The organism is Alistipes onderdonkii (assembly GCF_025145285.1).
Taxonomy (GTDB): Bacteria; Bacteroidota; Bacteroidia; order Bacteroidales; family Rikenellaceae; genus Alistipes; species Alistipes onderdonkii.
Genome location: NZ_CP102251.1, coordinates 3,763,021 through 3,781,407, shown reverse-complemented (window position 1 = coordinate 3,781,407; position 18,387 = coordinate 3,763,021). Strand labels below are relative to the sequence as shown.

The window sequence follows — 18,387 nt, the reverse complement described above, 5'->3', positions numbered from 1 at the left end:
TTTATTGTTGTGTATTTGTGGTATTGTTTCATACATTTGTCGTAGATTTGCAGGAACGTTAATTTACATGCCATGATGGAAGATACCGCTATCCCTTATGAATTGCCCGAAGTGAAGGATCATTCGTTCTTCTTCATAGACCAATGTGTAAAAACAAATGTCGAAGCCAAGCTGCACCGGCACGATGCGTGGGAACTGTATTATGTCGTTCACGGGTGCGGCAGGCGGATGGCGGGCGATACGTTGCAGCCCTTTGCGGCTGGTGATGTGGCGTTGATACCGCCGTCCATGCTCCATCGCTGGGAGTATGCGTCGGATTCGGCGGACAAACGGGGATACGTCCGGTATCTGATGGTGGCCTTCAGCCACTCGTTGGTGGAGCGGTGTGTGGACGTGTTTCCTGAACTGCGCAACCGACTGGCTGGAATCACGTTTCCGACCGATGCACGGAAGTTCGGTTCCGAAAGCTCCCGCATCATTCGCAAAACATTGTCACGGATGAACGACCAGGATGAATTGGGCCGTTTGTGCGAAATGTTCCGCCTGCTGCCTGTCATTTTCACCTCGTCCGACCATACGTTTGCGGGGAAGCCGATGCGCATCGAGCGGGATGTGCGGCGTATGCAGCAAATCAGCGCTTATTTGATGGCACATTACGTCCATACCATCTCTCTGGATGAGATTGCGGCCGAGGTCGGCATGAACCGCTCTGCGTTCTGCTCTTATTTCAAGCGGTGCAAGGGAATGACTTTTTCCGAGTTCGTTACCCGGTATCGTTTGAATACGGCTTGCGAGCTGCTGGTACATTCGCAGAAGCAGGTGTCGGAAATATGCTATGCCGTAGGATTCAACGATGTCCCGCATTTCAACCGTATCTTCAGGAAGATGAAGCATATGTCACCAAGGGAGTATAGAAACAACCATTCATGTCATTGAGCCGGCATCCGCGATAATTGCCCGGTCTCGGAGTGCCCGCCCATTGCGGCAAGGTTTCCGCCGGTTTTCCCTGCCCGGTATTTAGGTTAAGTTCCTGTTCCGCAATTCTGTGCCCCTGTCCTGCACTTTTAATTAGCCCCAAGGCATTTCGCCACTCCCCTGAAAAGGCGGTTTTGCGGCCGGGATTTTGCATGCCATATTTGCGAAGCTGGCCTTTTTTGTCGAATAAAAGGGCGAAAAAGTTTTAAATTGGAAATTAATGTTTATATTTGTGTCGAAGAAAGTGCGCAACGCACGATGGGATGGATTAAAAATATCAATTTATGAAACGACTTTACGCTGTTGCAGCTATTGCAACGACGCTTTTGGCCTTTTCGTGCCAGAAACACATGGGCACCGGCAGCGGCGAACCGCAGGAGCCCTCGTCTGCAGTTCCCGCTGATTTCAAATGGGAAACGACCCGTGACCTGGATATTTCGGTCGGCATGCCGAGTGTTACGGGCAGTGCGCCCCAATATGCCGTTATCCGTGTTTATTCCTCTCCGATCCTCTCGGACGGCAATATCGTGGCGATGGGTGTGGTGACGCCATCCCGCCCCGTGTTCGAGACCGCGGTGACGATCCCGGCCGGGATCGGGAACATTTATGTCCAGACCACCCTGCCCGACGGTACGGTGGCCGTCTCCATGGAACCGGTCGCAGCGTCGGTGAACGTCGCCGGTGCGCAGATGAAGGCCGCAGCCGGGACGCCCTCACTCCGGATGGCCGGCATGACGCGCGCCGCGGCCGACAGTTCGATGCCCGACTACCCGCGGCTCGCAGCGAAGGCCGAGGGTGATTTCGCCGAGGGGGCCATCATCCGGAATACGCCTGCCGGCAAGATCGACCTGGGTGCGAGCTGGGCTCCTTTTGCCGCTGCGGAGTATTATATCCCGGCAGGAGCTGAGGTTACGGGCAATATCAGCCTGAACGGAACCTTTAGCCCCAACCCCTCGCCGATCCTCTACGTGGCGGGTAAACTGACGCTCGATGCCTCCGTTACGATTGGCCAGGCGACGCTCGCAGTGCTTCCGGGCGGCGAGGTATACATCCGTGAAGCAAGTGCGAACATGCAGCAGAACGCACCCAACCCCGCGATTTTCGTTTTCGAAGGCGGTAAGTTCACCACCGGGAAAACCAACTTTTCCTGCAAGGCCGTGGTCAACGAAGGTACGTTCGTTGTCAACGGACTGTTCGACGTCAACAACTCCTGTGAGTTCTATAATGGCGCCACGGGCGTGTTGCAGGCCGGCGAGGTCGAAGTCACCAACTATGCGAAACTCTACAACGACGGCCAGGCGGAGAGCGCGGACTTCCGGCTCAACAGCCATGCGGAGTTGTATAACTGCGAGAACGGTTCGGTCGTTATCGACGGGACTTTCTACGTGACCAACCAGTCGGTTACGTTCCAGAAGGGCGTGGCCACGATGGATAAGCTCGAAGCCCGCGGGGGTGGCACGCTCTATGTGAATTGCCATACCGTAGCCGAGGAAATTGCCGCTGAAGGTGCCCGATTCTATATTGCATCCGGTGCGGGGCTCGATGCCGGGACGGTCTATTTCAACAGCAATACGGAGTTGTACGCCGCTGCCGGAGCGATCTTCACCATGGACGAATATAATGCCCATAAGTCGGGCGGCAATGTGCGTATCGTGAGTCAGGCCGCATCCGACCAGCTCATGGCCGTGGTCATGATCCGCGAAAAGGGCGTAAGTTCGCGCTATTACGGGACGAAGTTCGACGGGCTGATGGAGGTCGTATACGACAATGCGGCCGATGCGAAATATGTCATCGACGAGAGCAGCCTCACCGGCGGCGCCGTGATGCGCGCCAAGCAAACGGTCGTGATCCCCGAGGCCATCTGCAACGGCGGCAGGCAGCCCGTTACTCCCGATCCGGAACCCGAACCCGAATATATCGAGGTCAAGGGTGCCCCTTATACCTACTGCTTTGAGGATGGCTGGCCGTGGATCGGCGACTACGACATGAACGATGTCGTGGTGGTCGTAAGCGTCGACCGCCGCAGCGACAAGGAGACCGGGAAGGTCGACCTGATCCGCATCAACTGGGAACTGAAGGCTGCAGGTGCCGCGCACCTGAATGCCTTTGCCGTCCAGCTGGATAAGGTACGTGCGTCGGAGGTCGCCGGCGTGGAAACCACGAATACGACCTTCGGCCGCGGTGCATTTGCGGGCCCCGGCCCCGAATCGGGCAGCGAGCTGGCCGTAATCCCGCTTTTCAACACTTCGCAGGAGATACTGGGCGAAGGGACTTACATCAATACGACCAAGGGCGTGGCCGTACCGACCGTGAAACACACGACGACCGTGACCTTCGCGCAGCCGGTCGATCCCGCGGCTGTCCGCGAATCGGCACTCAATGCGTTCATCGTCGTGAACCAGAAGAGTTCGGGTATGTTCACCCGCGAGAAGGAGATCCACATGCCGGGGCGCATGCCGACGCAATTCGCGGTCGTATCGGGCAACACCTTCCTGGAGTCGGATCCCTACCGTTATTTCGTCACCAAGGGCGACGGTGTGAAGAACAACTACATGATGTGGGCGCTGTGTATCCCGGGTGAGTTCCGCTATCCGCTCGAACGCAGCGATATCCGGGACGTCTATACTTATTTCAACGCATGGGCGGCATCGGGCGGCCGGGAGCATGTGGACTGGTATCAGGACGATGCCGACGAGGCCCTGCTCTATTAGTCAGCGTTAAATGATCTAAAAGAGGTTGTCTAACAACTCTTTGAAAATGAAAATCACCCCCGTCGGAACTGACTCTGACGGGGGTGAAATCGTTATAATTGGACTTGTTAGACCGCCTCCCCCTTTCCCGGGTACCTGGCAGTGCCTTCCCCCTCCTTCCTTCCCCGTATTCTGATTCTGCTCCCGACACCGCGGCCTTTGGGCTTTGCCTGCCGGCAGCCCTCCTGCGCGGAAATAAAATCCCCGCAGGAGGGAGCCCTGCGGGGATTTCCGTTGTGTTACAGAATAATTATCGGTGGCTGTCGATCCGCTCGACCCCTTCGCGGGTTGCCGCACCGCGCAGGATCGTCCTGCAAAAGAGGTAGGACTCCTCGCGCGTCGCGTTGTTTATCCGCATTTCGAAGATCGTTTCCAGAATCCGGTCTGCGAAACTCTCGGCATCGATTTCGGGCAACAGGAGCTTTTCTTCCCGGCTTCCGCGCAGGTGGGCGGCCAGTTCGTTGCGCCAGAATTCCCGGTGTTCGTCGAAATGTTCCGCGTAGGCCACCTTGTGGCGCAGGTCGGACAGAAAACTGCTTTCGACCGTATACAGGTGTTCGATGTATTCGTATACCAGCTTGAAGGCCCGTTGCAGCGAACTCCTGCTGCGGCGTTTCCTGTAAGCCGTGATGCGCTCCTGCTGTTGATGGCACATGAAATCGAGGCAGGCGCTCACCAGGTCTTCCTTGTCAGCGAACATTTCATAGAGGGTGCGTTTCGAGATCCCCAGCGTTTGCGCGATCTCATCCACCCGGACGGCACGGATGCCGTTCCGGGTGATGAGTTCCTGCGTGATGCGGATGATCTCCTCTTTGGTCGCTCCCCTTTTCATTATTTCGCCTCCGCTGCAATGTCGCGGCCGCCACCCAAAGCCTGGTAGAGGTTCACGATACCCTGGATCTCGTCAAAGCGGTCTGCTATCTGGTTCAACTGTGCCGAAAGCAGCGACTGCTGGGCGGTCAGCACTTCGAGGTAGGTCGTGCTGCCGTGTTTCATAAGCAGTTCGGTGCTCTCCACGGCGCGCTCCAATGCCTCGATCTGCTGTGTCCGCAGGTCGGTTTTCGCGCGGGCCGACTGGCACTGCGTGAGGGCGTTGTTGACCTCGGCACCCGCGTTGAGCAGAGCCTGCTGGAATGCCAGCTTGGTTTCTTCCTGCTGGGCCTTGGCGATTTTCACGCGGGCGCGGTTGGCGTTGGCATTGAAGATGGGTTGCAGGAGCGATGCTGCGGCCGACCAGAGGAATTTCCCGGGATCGACGATCCGGGCCCCGCTGTTGTTCGTCCATCCCAACGTCCCGCTCAGCGTGATCGACGGATAGAGGGCCGAGCGTGCCTCGCTGGTGGCATAATAGGATTGCATCAGCGAGTATTCGGCGCTGCGGATGTCGGGGCGGTTCGAAAGCATCTGCACCGGTATGCCGACAGTCAGGTCGTCGGGCAACTGCTGGCTTTCGAGGCGGCCGCGCTCGATGGGGTGCGGGCCTTCGGCCAGCATCGAACAAAGGCTGTTCTCGGCCTGGCGGATCTGGTATTCCAAGTCGTGCAGCGAAGCCTCGATGGCGAGGCAGTTGCCTTCGTACTGCGCTACGGCGGCTTCGTTGGCCATGCCGGCCTCTTTCAGCGCGCGCATCGTGCGGACACTCTCGCGCCATTTCCCGGCAGTTTGCTCGGTAACCTCATATTGCCCGTCGAGCATCAGCAACGTGTAATAGAGGTTTGCGATGCCCGAGATCAACTGCGTTTTCACGGCCTGTTCGTACTCCTTGCTCTGGAGGTAGAGCGCCTTGGACTTGCGTTTGGCGTTGGTCAGGCCGTTGAAGATGTCGATCTGCCAGCTTGCCGTGACCGGGATACTGTACGTTTTGCCCGGCGTGGCCCAGTCGAAGCTGCTCATGCTGCCCTGAGGTGCGAAGTTGAACGACGGCAGGTAAGCCAGGCGCGCCGATTTAAGCGTCGCCTCGGCTTCCTTCACCCTCCATTGCGCCGATTGCAGGTCGGTATTGTTCTCCAGCCCCTGGCGGATGAGCGTCCGCAGGTAGGGGTCGGTGAACATCTCTTCCCAGCCCAGGTTGCCGATCGTCGTCGTGTCGGCGGTCTCGGCCGTGCCGTACAGCCCGTCGGTTTTCACCTCGGGACGGGTGTAGGGCTTGTAGATGCCGCAGCCGGTCATGGCCGCTGCGGCCAGTATGATAATAAGCTTTTTCATCTTGTTATTCCTCCTCTTTCTCGTTTTTACACTCTTCCAGTTCCGCCTGTACGGCCCACTGCGGATCGGGGTCGAACTCTATGGGCTTGACTTTCTCCTGCAAGGTCTGGAAAGCGATGAACAGTGTCGGTACGAGGAACAGCAGGGCCAGTGTCCCGACGATCATACCGCCCACGACGCCCGAACCGAGGGTCATGTTACCGTTGGCGCCCACACCGTGCGAGAGCACCAGCGGGATCATACCGAATACGCAGGTGAGGACGGTCATCAGGATCGGGCGCAGACGGACTTTGGCTGCCGATACGGCGGCTTGCGTCAGGGTCATTCCCGCGCGGCGCCGGTCGGAGGCATACTCCGTGATCAGAATGGCGGTCTTCGAGAGCAGGCCGATCAGCATGATGATACCCGTTTGCAGGTAGATGTTGTTCTCCAGTCCCAACATCTTGGCGAAGAGGAACGAACCCAGCAGGCCGCACGGTACGGAGAGGATGACGGCGAACGGAAGCAGGAAGCTCTCGTACAGGGCACTCAGGATGAGGTAAATCAGCAGGATACAGATCCCGAAGATGATCGTCGTGTTGCTGCCGGTCTGTGCTTCCTCCCGGGTGATACCGTCGAAGTCGTAGCCGTAACCCTTCGGCAGTACCTGGGCGGCCGTCTCCTGGATGGCCTTGATGGCATCGCCCGACGAATATCCGTCGGCTGCCGTTCCGTTCACGGCGATCGAGCTGTACATATTGAAACGGTTCAGCACTTCGGAGCTGTATACCCTTTGCAGATCCACGAACTCGCCCAGGGGAGCCATTTCGCCGCCGTTGGTGCGGACGAAGACGTTGTTGAGCGACTCGGTGTTAAGACGGTATTTCGGGTCGGACTGGATCGTCACGTAGTACATTTTCGAGAAACGGTTGACATTCGAAACGTACTGCCCGCCGTAGTAACCCGAAAGCGTCGAGAGGATCGTGCTCGGCGATATGCCGGCCCGCTTGGCCTTCGCCGCGTCGATGCTTACGACATACTGCGGGAAGTTGATGTTGAAGGTCGAGTAGGCACGTTCGATCTCCGGGCGCTGGTTCAGCGCACCGATGAACTGCAGGTAGATGTTGTAGAAGTCCGTCAGGCTGCCGTCCGACTTGTCCTGCAGGTGCATGGAGAAGCCGGTCGAGGTTCCGTAACCCGAGATCATCGGCGGTGCCACGGCGAAAATCTGTGCGTCCTTGATGTCGGCCGTGCGTCCGTATATCTGGCCGATCACGGCGTTCACCGCATCTGCCTTGTCCGGGCGCTCTTCCCAGTCCTTGAGCTTGATGATACACATACCGTAGGAGGAGCCCTGGCCGGCGATCATGCCGTAACCTGCCACCTGCATGAAGTCCCTGATCTGGGGGATTGCCTGGATGCGATCCGCAACCTGCTCCATGACGACGTGCGTTTCGGCGAGCGAAGTACCCGGAGCCGTGGTAACGTTCACCATGATCGTACCCTGGTCTTCGTCGGGCACCAGACCCGTTTTGGTGCTGTTCATCAGCAGGATCAGTGCGGCGAATGCCAGGCCGAGCGTCGACCACATCAGCCACTTGTGCTTGATGAAGAGCAGCACGCCGTGCTTGTACTTGTTGATCAGGGTGCTGAATCCCGAGTTGAATGCCTTGCGGAAGCGGGCGGCGAAGTTGTCGCGCATCTCGCCGTTTTCGTCGAGGTAGGGTTTCAGGATGAGGGCGCACAGTGCGGGCGAGAGCGTCAGGGCGTTCAGCGCCGAGATACCCACGGCCACGGCCATCGTGATACCGAACTGCGTGTAGAATACACCCGACGTACCGCCCATCATCGACACGGGGATGAACACGGCCATGAAGACCAGCGTCGAGGTGATGATGGCCGAGGTGATACCCGACATGGCGTCGATGGTAGCCATATAGGAGGACTTATATCCCACGTCGAAACGCGCCTGGACAGCCTCCACCACGATAATGGCGTCGTCGACGACCGTACCGATCGCAAGGACGAGCGCGAAGAGCGTCAGCAGGTTGATCGAGAAGCCCGCTACCGAGAGGAAGGCGAACGTACCGACCAGCGATACGATGATCGAAACCGTGGGGATAAGTGTCGAACGGATATCCTGCAGGAAGACATAGACTACGAGCACCACCAGGAGGATGGCCTCGATCAGAGTCTTGATTACCTCGTTGATCGAAGCGTAGAGGAAGTCGTTCACACTCTGCAGGTGTGCGATGGCGACGCCTTTCGGGAGTTCGGCTTCGATCTCGGCCAGCAGGGCGTCGATTTCATTTACGACCTGCGTGGCGTTCGAACCGGCGGTCTGGAAGACCATCGTGCTGACGCCCGGATGGCCGTTGGTGTAGCCTTTGTAGGCGTAGGATTCGCTTCCCAGCTCGATGTCCGCGACATCCTTCAGGCGCAGGATCGTGCCGTCGTCCTGAGCCACGAGTACGATCTCCCCGAACTCTTCCGGGGTCATCAGACGTCCGCGGTATTTCATCGTATACTGGAATGTGTTCTCTGAGTTTTCACCCAGCGAACCGGTCGCCGATTCGATGTTCTGCTCGGCGAGCGCCGCCGTCACGTCCGAGGGAATGAGTTTGTACTGGGCCATCACATCGGGCTTGAGCCAGATACGCATCGAGTAGTCGGCACCGAGCGTGAAGGCCTCGCCGACACCCGCGATACGGAGGATGCGGGGTTCGATGTTGATCTTCGAGTAGTTCGACAGGAACGTTTCGTCGTAAGTGTCGTCGGGGCTGTAAAGCGAGAAAATCTTCACCATGGAGGTCTGTCGCTTCATGGTCGTCACACCGATCTGCGTGACTTCGGAAGGCAGCTGTCCCGTAGCGCGCGATACTTTGTTCTGCACGTTGACGGCAGCCATGTCGGGGTCGGTGCCCTGGCGGAAATAGACAGTTACGCTTGCGCTGCCCAGAGCGGCGCTGGAAGTCATGTAGGTCATGTCCTCCACACCGTTGATAGCCTGCTCGAGCGGTACGATGACCGATTTCTGGATCGTCTCGGCGCTGGCACCCGGATATGAGGCGCGCACCATCACCGTCGGGGGTGCGATGTCGGGATACTGCTCCACGGGCAGCGTCGCCAGACCGATCAGACCGCCGATTACGATTACGATGGATATGACCGACGCCAGTACGGGTCGTTCGATAAAATGTTTCAGTGTCATAGGTTATTCCTCCTTTTCGGTTTCGGTTTGGGCGGCAGCTGCCGGTGCGGCCTGAGGTGCGGCGCCCTGCGTCTTGGCTACGATGGGGGTACCCTCGCGCAGCAGGCCTACGCCTTCGGCTACGATGACGTCACCCGGAACGAGGCCCGATTTGACGATATACTCCCGGCCGTTGTTGATCTTTTCCACGTCGATCATGACCGAGGAGGCCTTGCCGTCTACAATCTTATATACGTACACTTTGTCCTGCAGCTCGAATGTCGCCACCTGCGGAACCACGATGCAGTCCGTGTAGCTGATGGGCAGGATCAGGTTGCCGGGTGCGCCGCTGTGGAGCAGGCCGTTCGTGTTGGGGAACACCGCGCGCAGCTGCGTGCTGCCCGTCGAAGGGTCGATGACGCCGCTCATCGATTCGATGCGCCCCGGCTGGTCGTAGAGCGAGCCGTCGTTGAGCTGTAACTGTACGTCGGGCATGTTCTTGAGCGTATTGGCGATCGAGCCGTATTTGCGCGTCAGGCTGAGCAACTCGTTGCCGCTCATCGAGAAATACACGTACATCTCCGAGTTGTCCGACACGGTCGTCAGCGGCTGCGGGATCGACGCGCTTACCAGTGAGCCTACACGGTACGGCAGCTGGCCTACCGTGCCGTTGGACGGGGCCTTCACGACCGTATAGGAGAGGTTGTTTGCGGCGTTTACCCGCTGTGCTTCGGCCTGTGCGAGCTGCGCCTTGGCCGTCAGCAGCGTATTTTCGGCCGTCGAGAGGTCGTACTGCGACACGACGTTCTTTGCGAAAAGCTCCTTCTTGCTGTCATACGTCAGCTGGGCCGTCGCCACGCTGGCTTTCGCCGCTGCGACATTGGCTTCTGCGGTCTGGAGCGCAGCCTTGTAAGGTACCTGGTCTATGATGAAAAGCGTTTGTCCTTTCGATACCGACTCTCCCTCGGCAACACGCAGTTCGGAGATGGTACCCGAAACCTGCGGGTAAATCTGAATGTCCTGGCGTCCGCGGATCGTCGCCGACTTGTTGGTCGGGATTTCGCGGTTGGTGGTGGCAATGGTCATCACGCCGTATTGCGCGGGGCCTTGCTCCGTGGGTGCCTGACCGCACGAAACGGCTGCCATGAAGCTTGCCATGATAGCAGCTTTCACAAATGTTTGCTTCATATTTTCTCCTGTTTTAAACTAAAAAAACTTTTTTCGTTGCAAAAGTACCCTAAAAAGGGTGTGATCGTGCCTTTATATTGCGAACAGTGTTGGTATTTTTCGGAACAAATTTTAGGAGAATATCGAAAAATGCGCTAAATTTGTTCGAAAAACGAATTCATATGTCCGCCATAAACCCTCTAATTACCACCGCCGAAGAACAATTCGTAGTCGGGGAATCCGATTTTTCCTATTTCAACAACTACGCGAACCGCTGCGAGGGAGGGGCTATCTTGTTTTGCCGCAAAGGCAGCGCCCATGTGACTGTAAACCAATACGGAGGACTCGTGAAGCGGAATACCCTGGTACTCGTTCTGCCCGGGTCGGTGCTGATGCTCACGGGGCGTACCGAGGACTTTCGGGTGACGTTCTGTGCCTTTTCACTCGATATTTTCTCCGAGGCGGCATTCCGCTTCCGGCTCGAACCCTCCTTTTTCCGCACCCTGCGCGAGAATCCGATCACCTATCCCCCGGCGCGTATCGTCGAGGGGGCGGGCATCTGGTTCCAGATGGCGGCCTATACCTACCGCGACCGGAACAATATTTTCCGCAACACGATCATCCGTAACCGCTTGCAGAACGTGCTGATGGAGATTTACGACAAGTTGCAGCGCTTTGCAGGCATGCAGCGCCAGATGCCCGAGTCGACCACGCGGCAGACGGAGCTGTTCCACCGGTTCGTGGCCCTCGTGCACGAGTTCAGTTCACAGGAGCGCGAAGTGTCGTTCTACGCCGACAAACTCTGCATTTCCACCCGTTACCTTTCGACCATCGTGCGTACGATCGCGCACAGCACCGCCAAGGAGTTCATCGACCGGTCGGTCTTGCTGGAGATCAAGATGCTCCTGCAATCGACGGACTTGTCGGTGCAGGAGATCGCCTACCGCCTGCATTTCCCCGACCAGTCCTACCTGGGGCGCTATTTCAAGAAGCATACGGGTGAATCTCCCACCGAGTACCGCAACACCAAGAAATAAGCCGCCCCGCCGGGCGGCTTTCGTTTTGTCGCGGGGCGCCGGGCGTGTTTGGAACCCGAATTGCAGTAAATAAACTCGAATCACTTAATATCGTAAAATTATGAAAACCATTGAAATTCTCGGGGAGAAGGCCGAATACTACCTTTCCCATGTGTGCCGGACGATCGACAAGAGCCAGCTTTACCTGCCCGCACCCGATACGGTCGACAAGGTCTGGATGGAGTCCGACCGCAACATCCGGACGCTCGGCAGCCTGCAATGGATCCTCGCCCACGGGCGCCTGGCCGGTACGGGCTATGTCTCGATCCTGCCCGTGGATCAGGGCATCGAACACTCCGCCGGGGCGTCGTTCGCCCCGAACCCGGCCTATTTTGACCCGGAGAATATCGTCAGGCTGGCCATCGAGGGCGGCTGCAATGCCGTGGCTTCGACCTTCGGCGTGCTGGGCGCCGTGGCACGCAGATATGCGCACAAGATACCGTTCATCGTCAAGCTCAACCACAACGAGCTGCTCACCTACCCCAACACCTATGACCAGGTGATGTTCGGCACCGTGCGCGACGCCTGGAACATGGGCGCCGCCGCCGTGGGGGCTACGATCTATTTCGGGTCGGAGGAGAGCCGCCGCCAGCTGGTGGAGATCGCCGGGGCGTTCGACTATGCGCACGAGCTGGGCATGGCGACGATCCTGTGGTGCTACCTGCGCAACGAGGGTTTCAGGAAGGACGGGGTGGATTACCATGCTTCGGCCGACCTGACGGGGCAGGCGAACCACCTGGGTGTGACGATCAAGGCCGATATCGTGAAACAGAAGCTGCCGGTGAACAACGGCGGGTTCCGTGCCATCGGCTTCGGCAAGACACGCGACGAGGTTTACACCAAGCTGACGACGGAGCATCCGATCGACCTTTGCCGCTACCAGGTGGCCAACGGTTACATGGGGCGCGTCGGGCTGATCAATTCCGGCGGCGAGTCGCACGGGGCATCCGATTTGCAGGAGGCCGTGATGACGGCCGTCGTCAACAAGCGGGCCGGCGGCATGGGGCTTATCAGCGGCCGCAAGGCGTTCCAGCGCCCGATGAAGGAGGGCGTGGCGCTGCTCAATGCCATCCAGGACGTATATCTCGACCCCGAGGTCACGATCGCATAATAACCGGCCGTGCAAAACCGTTTTCTGTACGATAAAAGAGGAAAAAAAGTGCATTTATGAAAATAACATTCTTCGGAACCCAACCCTACGACCGCGAGTCGTTCGACCGCGCCAATGCGTCCTGCGGGTTCGAGTTCAATTACCACCGCAGCCACCTGAACGGCAACAACGCCCTGCTGGCGCAGGGGGCCGACGCGGTCTGCATCTTCGTCAACGACACGGCCGACGCCGGCACGATACGCCAGCTGGCCGCGATGGGCGTGAAACTGATCGCACTGCGTTGCGCCGGCTTCAACAACGTAGACCTGAAGGCCGCGGCCGAATACGGCATCCCCGTCGTGCGCGTTCCGGCCTATTCGCCCCACGCCGTCGCGGAACATGCCGTGGCGCTGATGCTGGCGCTCAACCGCAAAGTCCACCGCGCCTACTGGCGCACGCGCGACGGGAATTTCTCGCTGCACGGCCTGATGGGGTTCGACATGTACGGCAAGACGGCGGGCATCATCGGCACCGGCAAGATCGCCCGTGAGCTGATCCGGATACTCAAGGGGTTCGGCATGAAGGTGCTGGCTTACGACATCTTCCCTGATGCGGAATACGCCGCGCAGGCGCAGGTCGAATACGTGACGCTCGACGAGCTTTACCGCCGTGCGGACATCATTTCGCTGCACTGCCCGCTGACCGACCAGACGCGCTATATGATCAACGGCGATGCCATCGGCAAGATGAAGCCCGGCGTGATCCTAATCAATACGGGGCGCGGCCAGCTGATTCATACCGAGGCGCTGATCGAGGGGCTGAAGGAGAAGAAGATCGGGGCAGCCGGGCTGGACGTTTACGAGGAGGAGGCCGCCTATTTCTACGAGGATACCTCCGACCGGATCATGGACGACGACATCCTGGCGCGCCTGCTGTCGTTCAACAACGTCATCATGACCTCGCACCAGGGTTTTTTTACACGTGAAGCGTTGGATAATATAGCGCATACTACATTGCAGAATATTAACGATTTCGACAAGCACCGCAAATTGGTGAACGAGGTGCGTGCCGAACCTGAAAAAGCGATAGGATGAAAAAAGTAGTTTTGCTCCGCCACGGCGAGAGCACATGGAACAGGGAAAACCGTTTTACGGGATGGACGGATGTCGATCTGAGCGAGAAAGGCGTTGCCGAAGCGGCCAGGGCCGGGGAGCTGCTCCGCAAGGAGGGTTTCCTGTTCGGGCATGCCTATACCTCCTACCTGAAACGCGCCGTCAAGACGCTCGACGTGGTGCTCGACAAACTGGATCAGGACTGGATCCCGGTCTCGAAGAGCTGGCGGCTCAATGAAAAGCATTACGGGATGTTGCAGGGGCTCAACAAACGGGAGACCGCCGAAAAGTACGGCGACGAACAGGTACACATCTGGCGCCGCAGTTACGACGTCGCCCCGGCGCCGTTGGGCGAGGAAGACCCGCGCAACCCGCGTTTCGATCCCCGTTACCGCGATGTCCCCGAGGCGGAACTGCCCCGCACCGAATCGCTCAGCGACACCGTCGCGCGTATTATGCCCTACTGGAAATGCGAGATCCTGCCGGCGCTGGCGCATCACGACGCTATCCTGGTCGTCGCCCACGGCAACAGCCTGCGCGGCATCATCAAGCACCTGAAAGGCATTTCGGACGAGGCGATTTCGGAGTTCAACCTCCCGACCGCCGTGCCTTATGTCTTCGAGTTCGACGAGGGCCTCAACTACGCGGGGGATCATTTCCTGGGCGACCCCGACGAGATAGCCCGGCTGATGGCCGCCGTCGCCAACCAGGGGAAAAAGTCCTGAGGCGTAGCGGGCCGGCCGCCTGATGCCGCACGGGTGGTACCGCTGTGGAAATTGCTGCCGGCTGGCTGGCATCCGGTGTAGTTCGGGACTGGCCGGGGCAGGGAACCGGTTGGCCGGATATGCCGCGAAGCGCCCCGGAATTTGAAATCCCCGTACACTGGTAAAGTGTGCGGGGATTTTCGTATGCTATGCGGAAGCCTGCGTTTTGTCCGGGTGGAAGCCTGCGTTTTGTCCGGGTGGAAGCCTGCGTTTTGTCCGGGCGAACTGTTTGTGCCGGCCTGTTTTTACCGTTTAGTCCGCCGTTCTCTCCGGTTTTCCCGTCCGCCTCTCCTTTTGCCGGCCGTGCCGCCGGGTCAGTTTTGTGTCCGGTATTCGTTGGGCGACTGCCCCACGCATTTCTTGAACAGGCGCGTGAAGTGTTGCGGATACCTGAACCCGAGCTCGTAGGCGATTTCGCTGATCGACTTGGTCGTGTCGAACATGCGTTCCTTGGCGATGTCGATGACTTTCAGCTGGATGTATTCCTGCGCCGATTTCCCGGTCTCCTTTTTCACCAGGTCGCCGAAATAGTTGGCCGAAAGGTGCAGCTGCTCGGCGCACCAGCGTACCGAAGGCACCCCGTCGCGCTGCGGGGCGTCGTCCCGGAAATAGTCGTTGAGCAGCCGTTCGAATCCCGACAGCGCATCTTTGTTGACGTCGCTGCGCGTGGTGAACTGCCGTTCGTAGAACCGGATGCTGTAATTGAGCAGCAGTTCGATGTTCGAGACGATCAGCGTCCGGCTGTGCTTGTCGATGGAGTGCTGCAACTCGCCCGCGATGTTCTGCATGCAGTCGATCACGATATGCCGCTCCTGTTCCGAGAGGTGCAGCGCCTCGTAGGATTCGTAGGAGAAGAAGGTGTAGCGGTCGATGCTGCGTCCGAGCGACGTGCCGCGGATCAGGTCGGGGTGGAACAGCAGCGCCCAGCCTTTGGGCTGGAAAACCTCGCCGTTATCCTCGACGCCGACCACCTGTCCCGGGGCCGTGAAAACGAGCGTCCCTTCCTGGTAGTCGTAGTAGTTGCGCCCGTAACGCAGGTCGCCGCATTTGACATCTTTCAGGAAGATGCAGTAGAACCCGTACAGGCGGCGCGAGTGACGCATGCGCGGGCATTTCGACATGTCGATGACGCTGACCAGCGGGTGCAGGGTTTCGATTCCCATCAGTTCGTTATACTGGTACACATGATCCAGTCTTGCGATCTCTTCCATAGTTGTTCCGGTTTGTTTGACACAAAGTTAGTGTTTTTTTCTTTGCTTGCCGCACCTGCTGCGGCAGATCGGTAATAATGGTATGACGAACTGTAATCCGGGTAATGACGGGCAGTGCGGAATCCCCTACTTTTGCAATATGAAAATTTGTTAAGGCGATAAAACTATGGAAACGAAGATTTTAAACAATGGTGTGGAGATGCCGGTGCTGGGGTTCGGCGTCTACCAGGTTGACGAGGCGATTTGCGAACGGTGCGTGTCGGAAGCCCTGGCGGCCGGTTACCGGTCGATCGACACGGCAGCCGCCTATATGAACGAACGCGCCGTGGGGCGGGCCGTCCGCCGGAGCGGCATCCCCCGCGGGGAACTTTTCATCACGACGAAGCTCTGGGTGCAGGACGCCGGGTACGAAAGCGCCAAGCGGGCATTCGCTGCGTCGCTGGAGCGGCTGCAACTCGACTACCTCGACCTGTACCTGATCCACCAGCCTTTCGGCGACGTCTACGGCGCGTGGCGGGCGATGGAGGAGCTTTACAGGGAGGGGAAAGTCCGTGCGATCGGCGTGAGCAACTTCCAGCCCGACAGACTGGTCGACCTGATCCTCCACAACGAGGTCGTGCCCGCCGTGAACCAGGTCGAGACGCATCCCTTCTGCCAGCAGGCGGAGGAGGCCGGCATCATGGCCCGATACGGCGTGCAGGCCGAGGCATGGGCGCCGTTTGCCGAGGGGCGCAACAACCTGTTCGGGAACGAGGTGCTGACAGACCTGGCTGCGAAACACCGCAAATCGGTCGCGCAGGTCGTCCTGCGCTGGCTGATCCAGCGCGGCATCGTGGTCATTCCCAAGTCGGTGCATAAGGAGCGTATGGCCGAGAATATCGACGTGTTCGATTTCACCCTCCCGCCGGAGGATATGGCACGGATCGCCGCGCTCGACATGAAGCAGAGCTGTTTCCTCTCGCACCGCGATCCGCAGACGGTCGAATGGCTCGGGACTATGAAGTACGACCTCGATAAATAGCCTGCGGATGAAAAAAGGAATTCTTGCGGCGTTTGTCGCGGCGCTGGCGCTGACGGCGGAAATTTACGCACAAACCAACGATACGGGAAGGATGGAAACGAAGGAGAGGATATACGGATCGGTTTTCCCCCGGGGGGAGAAGCTGCCGGAGATGTTTGCGAAGTATTTTACCGGGCAGGCCTATCTTGCGCGGCTGACGCATGACCAGGCCCTGAACTGCCCCGTTTCGAACGTCACGTTCGAGCCGGGGTGCCGGAACAACTGGCACAGCCACACGGGCGGGCAGCTGCTCGTCGCCGTGAGCGGCCGGGGGTATTACCAGGCGAAGGGCGAACCTGCGCGGGAATTGCTGCCGGGCGACGTGGTTGAGATCGGCCCCGGCGTGGTGCACTGGCACGGCGCGGCCCCCGACAGCTGGTTTTCGCACCTGGCCGTCGAGACCAACCCGCAGACGAACCGCAACACGTGGCTGGAGCCGGTCGACGACGCGCAGTATGCCGCGGCGACCGCCCCTGCGGCTGCCGTCGTTCCGCAGCTGGGCGCCGAGGCGCTCCGCAACCGTGCGGAACTTTTCTCGGGCGATGCCTCGGGACTGGGGGCGACGGATCCCGAATTAATCGAAATTTTTGATAACTTTGCATTCGGCGAAGTCGCCGGTTACGGCGACCTCGATACCCCTACGCGGATGATGTGCATCCTCGCATCGTGTATCGCTGCGCAGGGGCAGGCCGAGTTCCGGACGATGCTCGCAGGGGCGCTCAACGCCGGCGTGACGCCCGTCGAGGCGAAGGAAGTCCTCTACCAGGCGGTGCCGTACGTGGGGATGGCCAAGGTGCTCGATTTCGTACATATCGCCAACGATGTGCTGGTGACGCGCGGCGTGGCGCTTCCGCTCGAAGGACAGTCGACGACCTCGCCGGGGACGCGGTTCGAAAGGGGACTGGCCGTCCAGAAGGCCATTTTCGGCGCAGGACATATCGACGCCCTGCGCGAAGCGGCCCCCGAAGGCCAGAAACACATACAGGATTACCTGTCGATGAATTGTTTCGGTGATTTCGTCACCCGCGGCGGGTTGGATGCCCGGACGCGCGAGCTGCTGACATTTTCGATGCTGCTCACGCTGGGCGGCTGCGAACCGCAGCTCAAGGGGCATATCCGCGGCAACCTGAATGTCGGCAACGACAAACGGACGCTGCTCACCGTCATCACGCAGCTGCTGCCCTATGTGGGCTATCCGCGGTCGCTCAACGCGATTGCCTGCCTGAATGAAGTGGCGCCCGGGAATGAATGAAGATGAAGATTATGGCGAAAAAAGTATTGATACTCTCCTCCAGCCCGCGGCGCGGGGGAAATTCCGACCGGCTCTGCGACCGTTTCATGGCGGGGGCGCAGCAGGCCGGACACGAGGTCGAAAAGATTTTCCTGAAAGACCGCAGGATCGGCTATTGTACGGGTTGCGGTGCCTGCTACGGCGGTGCCGGGCCCTGCCCGCAGAAAGACGATGCGGCCGGGGTGATCGGCAAGATGGTCGAAGCGGACGTGATCGTGATGGCTACGCCGGTCTATTTCTATACGCTCAGCGCACAGATGAAGACCCTGATCGACCGCTGCTGCGCCCGCTACCTGGAGATGAAGGGCAAGGAGTTTTATTTCATCCTGACGGCCGCCGAAGAGAGCGTCCCGATGATGGAACGCACGGTGGAGTGTTTCCGCGGCCTGCTCGACTGCCTCGAAGATCCCCGCGAGAAAGGCGTGGTCTACGGGGTCGGGGCATGGCGTGCCGGCGACATCGAGGGGATGCCCGCGATGGATGAGGCCTATGCCATGGGGCGCGGCGTATAAACGGA

14 protein-coding genes are annotated in these 18,387 nt (G+C 59.0%); 9 read left to right on the top strand and 5 right to left on the bottom strand.

Annotated elements, in window-relative coordinates:
* The first annotated feature begins 75 nt into the window (after positions 1-75).
* A complete protein-coding gene (locus tag NQ559_RS15625) occupies positions 76-936 on the top strand; it encodes an AraC family transcriptional regulator (RefSeq protein ID WP_026318368.1) in 861 nt (286 codons plus the stop codon).
* 323 nt (positions 937-1,259) lie between these two features.
* The gene (locus tag NQ559_RS15620) at positions 1,260-3,686 is read left to right on the top strand and encodes an LruC domain-containing protein (RefSeq protein WP_244062067.1); all 2,427 of its coding nucleotides are present in this window, start codon (positions 1,260-1,262) and stop codon (positions 3,684-3,686) included.
* Positions 3,687-3,975: 289 nt separating this feature from the next.
* Here the strand turns inward: NQ559_RS15620 and NQ559_RS15615 are convergent, their stop codons facing one another.
* Genes NQ559_RS15615 through NQ559_RS15600 form a run of 4 tightly spaced genes read right to left on the bottom strand, consistent with a single transcriptional unit; the run spans position 3,976 to position 10,287 of the window.
* Positions 3,976-4,557, bottom strand: a complete 582-nt coding sequence (locus tag NQ559_RS15615; protein ID WP_018695869.1) for a TetR/AcrR family transcriptional regulator — start codon at positions 4,555-4,557, stop codon at positions 3,976-3,978.
* Entirely contained in the window at positions 4,557-5,930 is a 1,374-nt protein-coding gene (locus NQ559_RS15610) for an efflux transporter outer membrane subunit (protein ID WP_018695870.1), read from the bottom strand. The genes NQ559_RS15615 and NQ559_RS15610 overlap by 1 nt, the downstream gene beginning before the upstream one ends.
* 4 nt (positions 5,931-5,934) lie before the next feature.
* Positions 5,935-9,120, bottom strand: coding sequence for an efflux RND transporter permease subunit (locus NQ559_RS15605; RefSeq protein WP_018695871.1), 3,186 nt, complete (start codon positions 9,118-9,120; stop codon positions 5,935-5,937).
* Positions 9,121-9,123: 3 nt separating this feature from the next.
* The gene (locus tag NQ559_RS15600; RefSeq protein ID WP_018695872.1) at positions 9,124-10,287 is read right to left on the bottom strand and encodes an efflux RND transporter periplasmic adaptor subunit; all 1,164 of its coding nucleotides are present in this window, start codon (positions 10,285-10,287) and stop codon (positions 9,124-9,126) included.
* A gap of 161 nt (positions 10,288-10,448) precedes the next feature.
* Between NQ559_RS15600 and NQ559_RS15595 the strand changes: the two genes are divergently transcribed.
* The 4 genes from NQ559_RS15595 (at position 10,449) to gpmA (ending at position 14,269) form a co-directional block, all read left to right on the top strand.
* The gene (locus tag NQ559_RS15595; protein WP_018695873.1) at positions 10,449-11,303 is read left to right on the top strand and encodes an AraC family transcriptional regulator; all 855 of its coding nucleotides are present in this window, start codon (positions 10,449-10,451) and stop codon (positions 11,301-11,303) included.
* 100 nt (positions 11,304-11,403) lie between these two features.
* On the top strand, positions 11,404-12,453 hold the full coding sequence (locus NQ559_RS15590) for a class I fructose-bisphosphate aldolase (RefSeq protein WP_018695874.1): 1,050 nt from the start codon (positions 11,404-11,406) through the stop codon (positions 12,451-12,453).
* Positions 12,454-12,509: 56 nt separating this feature from the next.
* Positions 12,510-13,526, top strand: coding sequence for a 2-hydroxyacid dehydrogenase (locus tag NQ559_RS15585; protein WP_018695875.1), 1,017 nt, complete (start codon positions 12,510-12,512; stop codon positions 13,524-13,526).
* Positions 13,523-14,269: a 2,3-diphosphoglycerate-dependent phosphoglycerate mutase gene (gpmA, locus tag NQ559_RS15580; protein ID WP_018695876.1), complete on the top strand. Its 747-nt coding sequence runs from the start codon at positions 13,523-13,525 to the stop codon at positions 14,267-14,269. The genes NQ559_RS15585 and gpmA overlap by 4 nt, the downstream gene beginning before the upstream one ends.
* 353 nt (positions 14,270-14,622) lie before the next feature.
* Here the strand turns inward: gpmA and NQ559_RS15575 are convergent, their stop codons facing one another.
* Positions 14,623-15,519, bottom strand: a complete 897-nt coding sequence (locus NQ559_RS15575; protein WP_018695877.1) for a helix-turn-helix domain-containing protein — start codon at positions 15,517-15,519, stop codon at positions 14,623-14,625.
* 166 nt (positions 15,520-15,685) lie between these two features.
* On the opposite strand from NQ559_RS15575, the gene NQ559_RS15570 reads away from it, so the two are divergent.
* The 3 genes from NQ559_RS15570 to NQ559_RS15560 all read left to right on the top strand — a co-directional run bounded on the left by NQ559_RS15570 (position 15,686) and on the right by NQ559_RS15560 (position 18,382).
* Positions 15,686-16,540, top strand: a complete 855-nt coding sequence (locus NQ559_RS15570; RefSeq protein WP_018695878.1) for an aldo/keto reductase — start codon at positions 15,686-15,688, stop codon at positions 16,538-16,540.
* Positions 16,541-16,631: 91 nt separating this feature from the next.
* The gene (locus NQ559_RS15565) at positions 16,632-17,831 is read left to right on the top strand and encodes a cupin domain-containing carboxymuconolactone decarboxylase family protein (protein WP_026318370.1); all 1,200 of its coding nucleotides are present in this window, start codon (positions 16,632-16,634) and stop codon (positions 17,829-17,831) included.
* Positions 17,832-17,842: 11 nt separating this feature from the next.
* A complete protein-coding gene (locus tag NQ559_RS15560; RefSeq protein ID WP_026318371.1) occupies positions 17,843-18,382 on the top strand; it encodes a flavodoxin family protein in 540 nt (179 codons plus the stop codon).
* Positions 18,383-18,387: the final 5 nt, after the last annotated feature.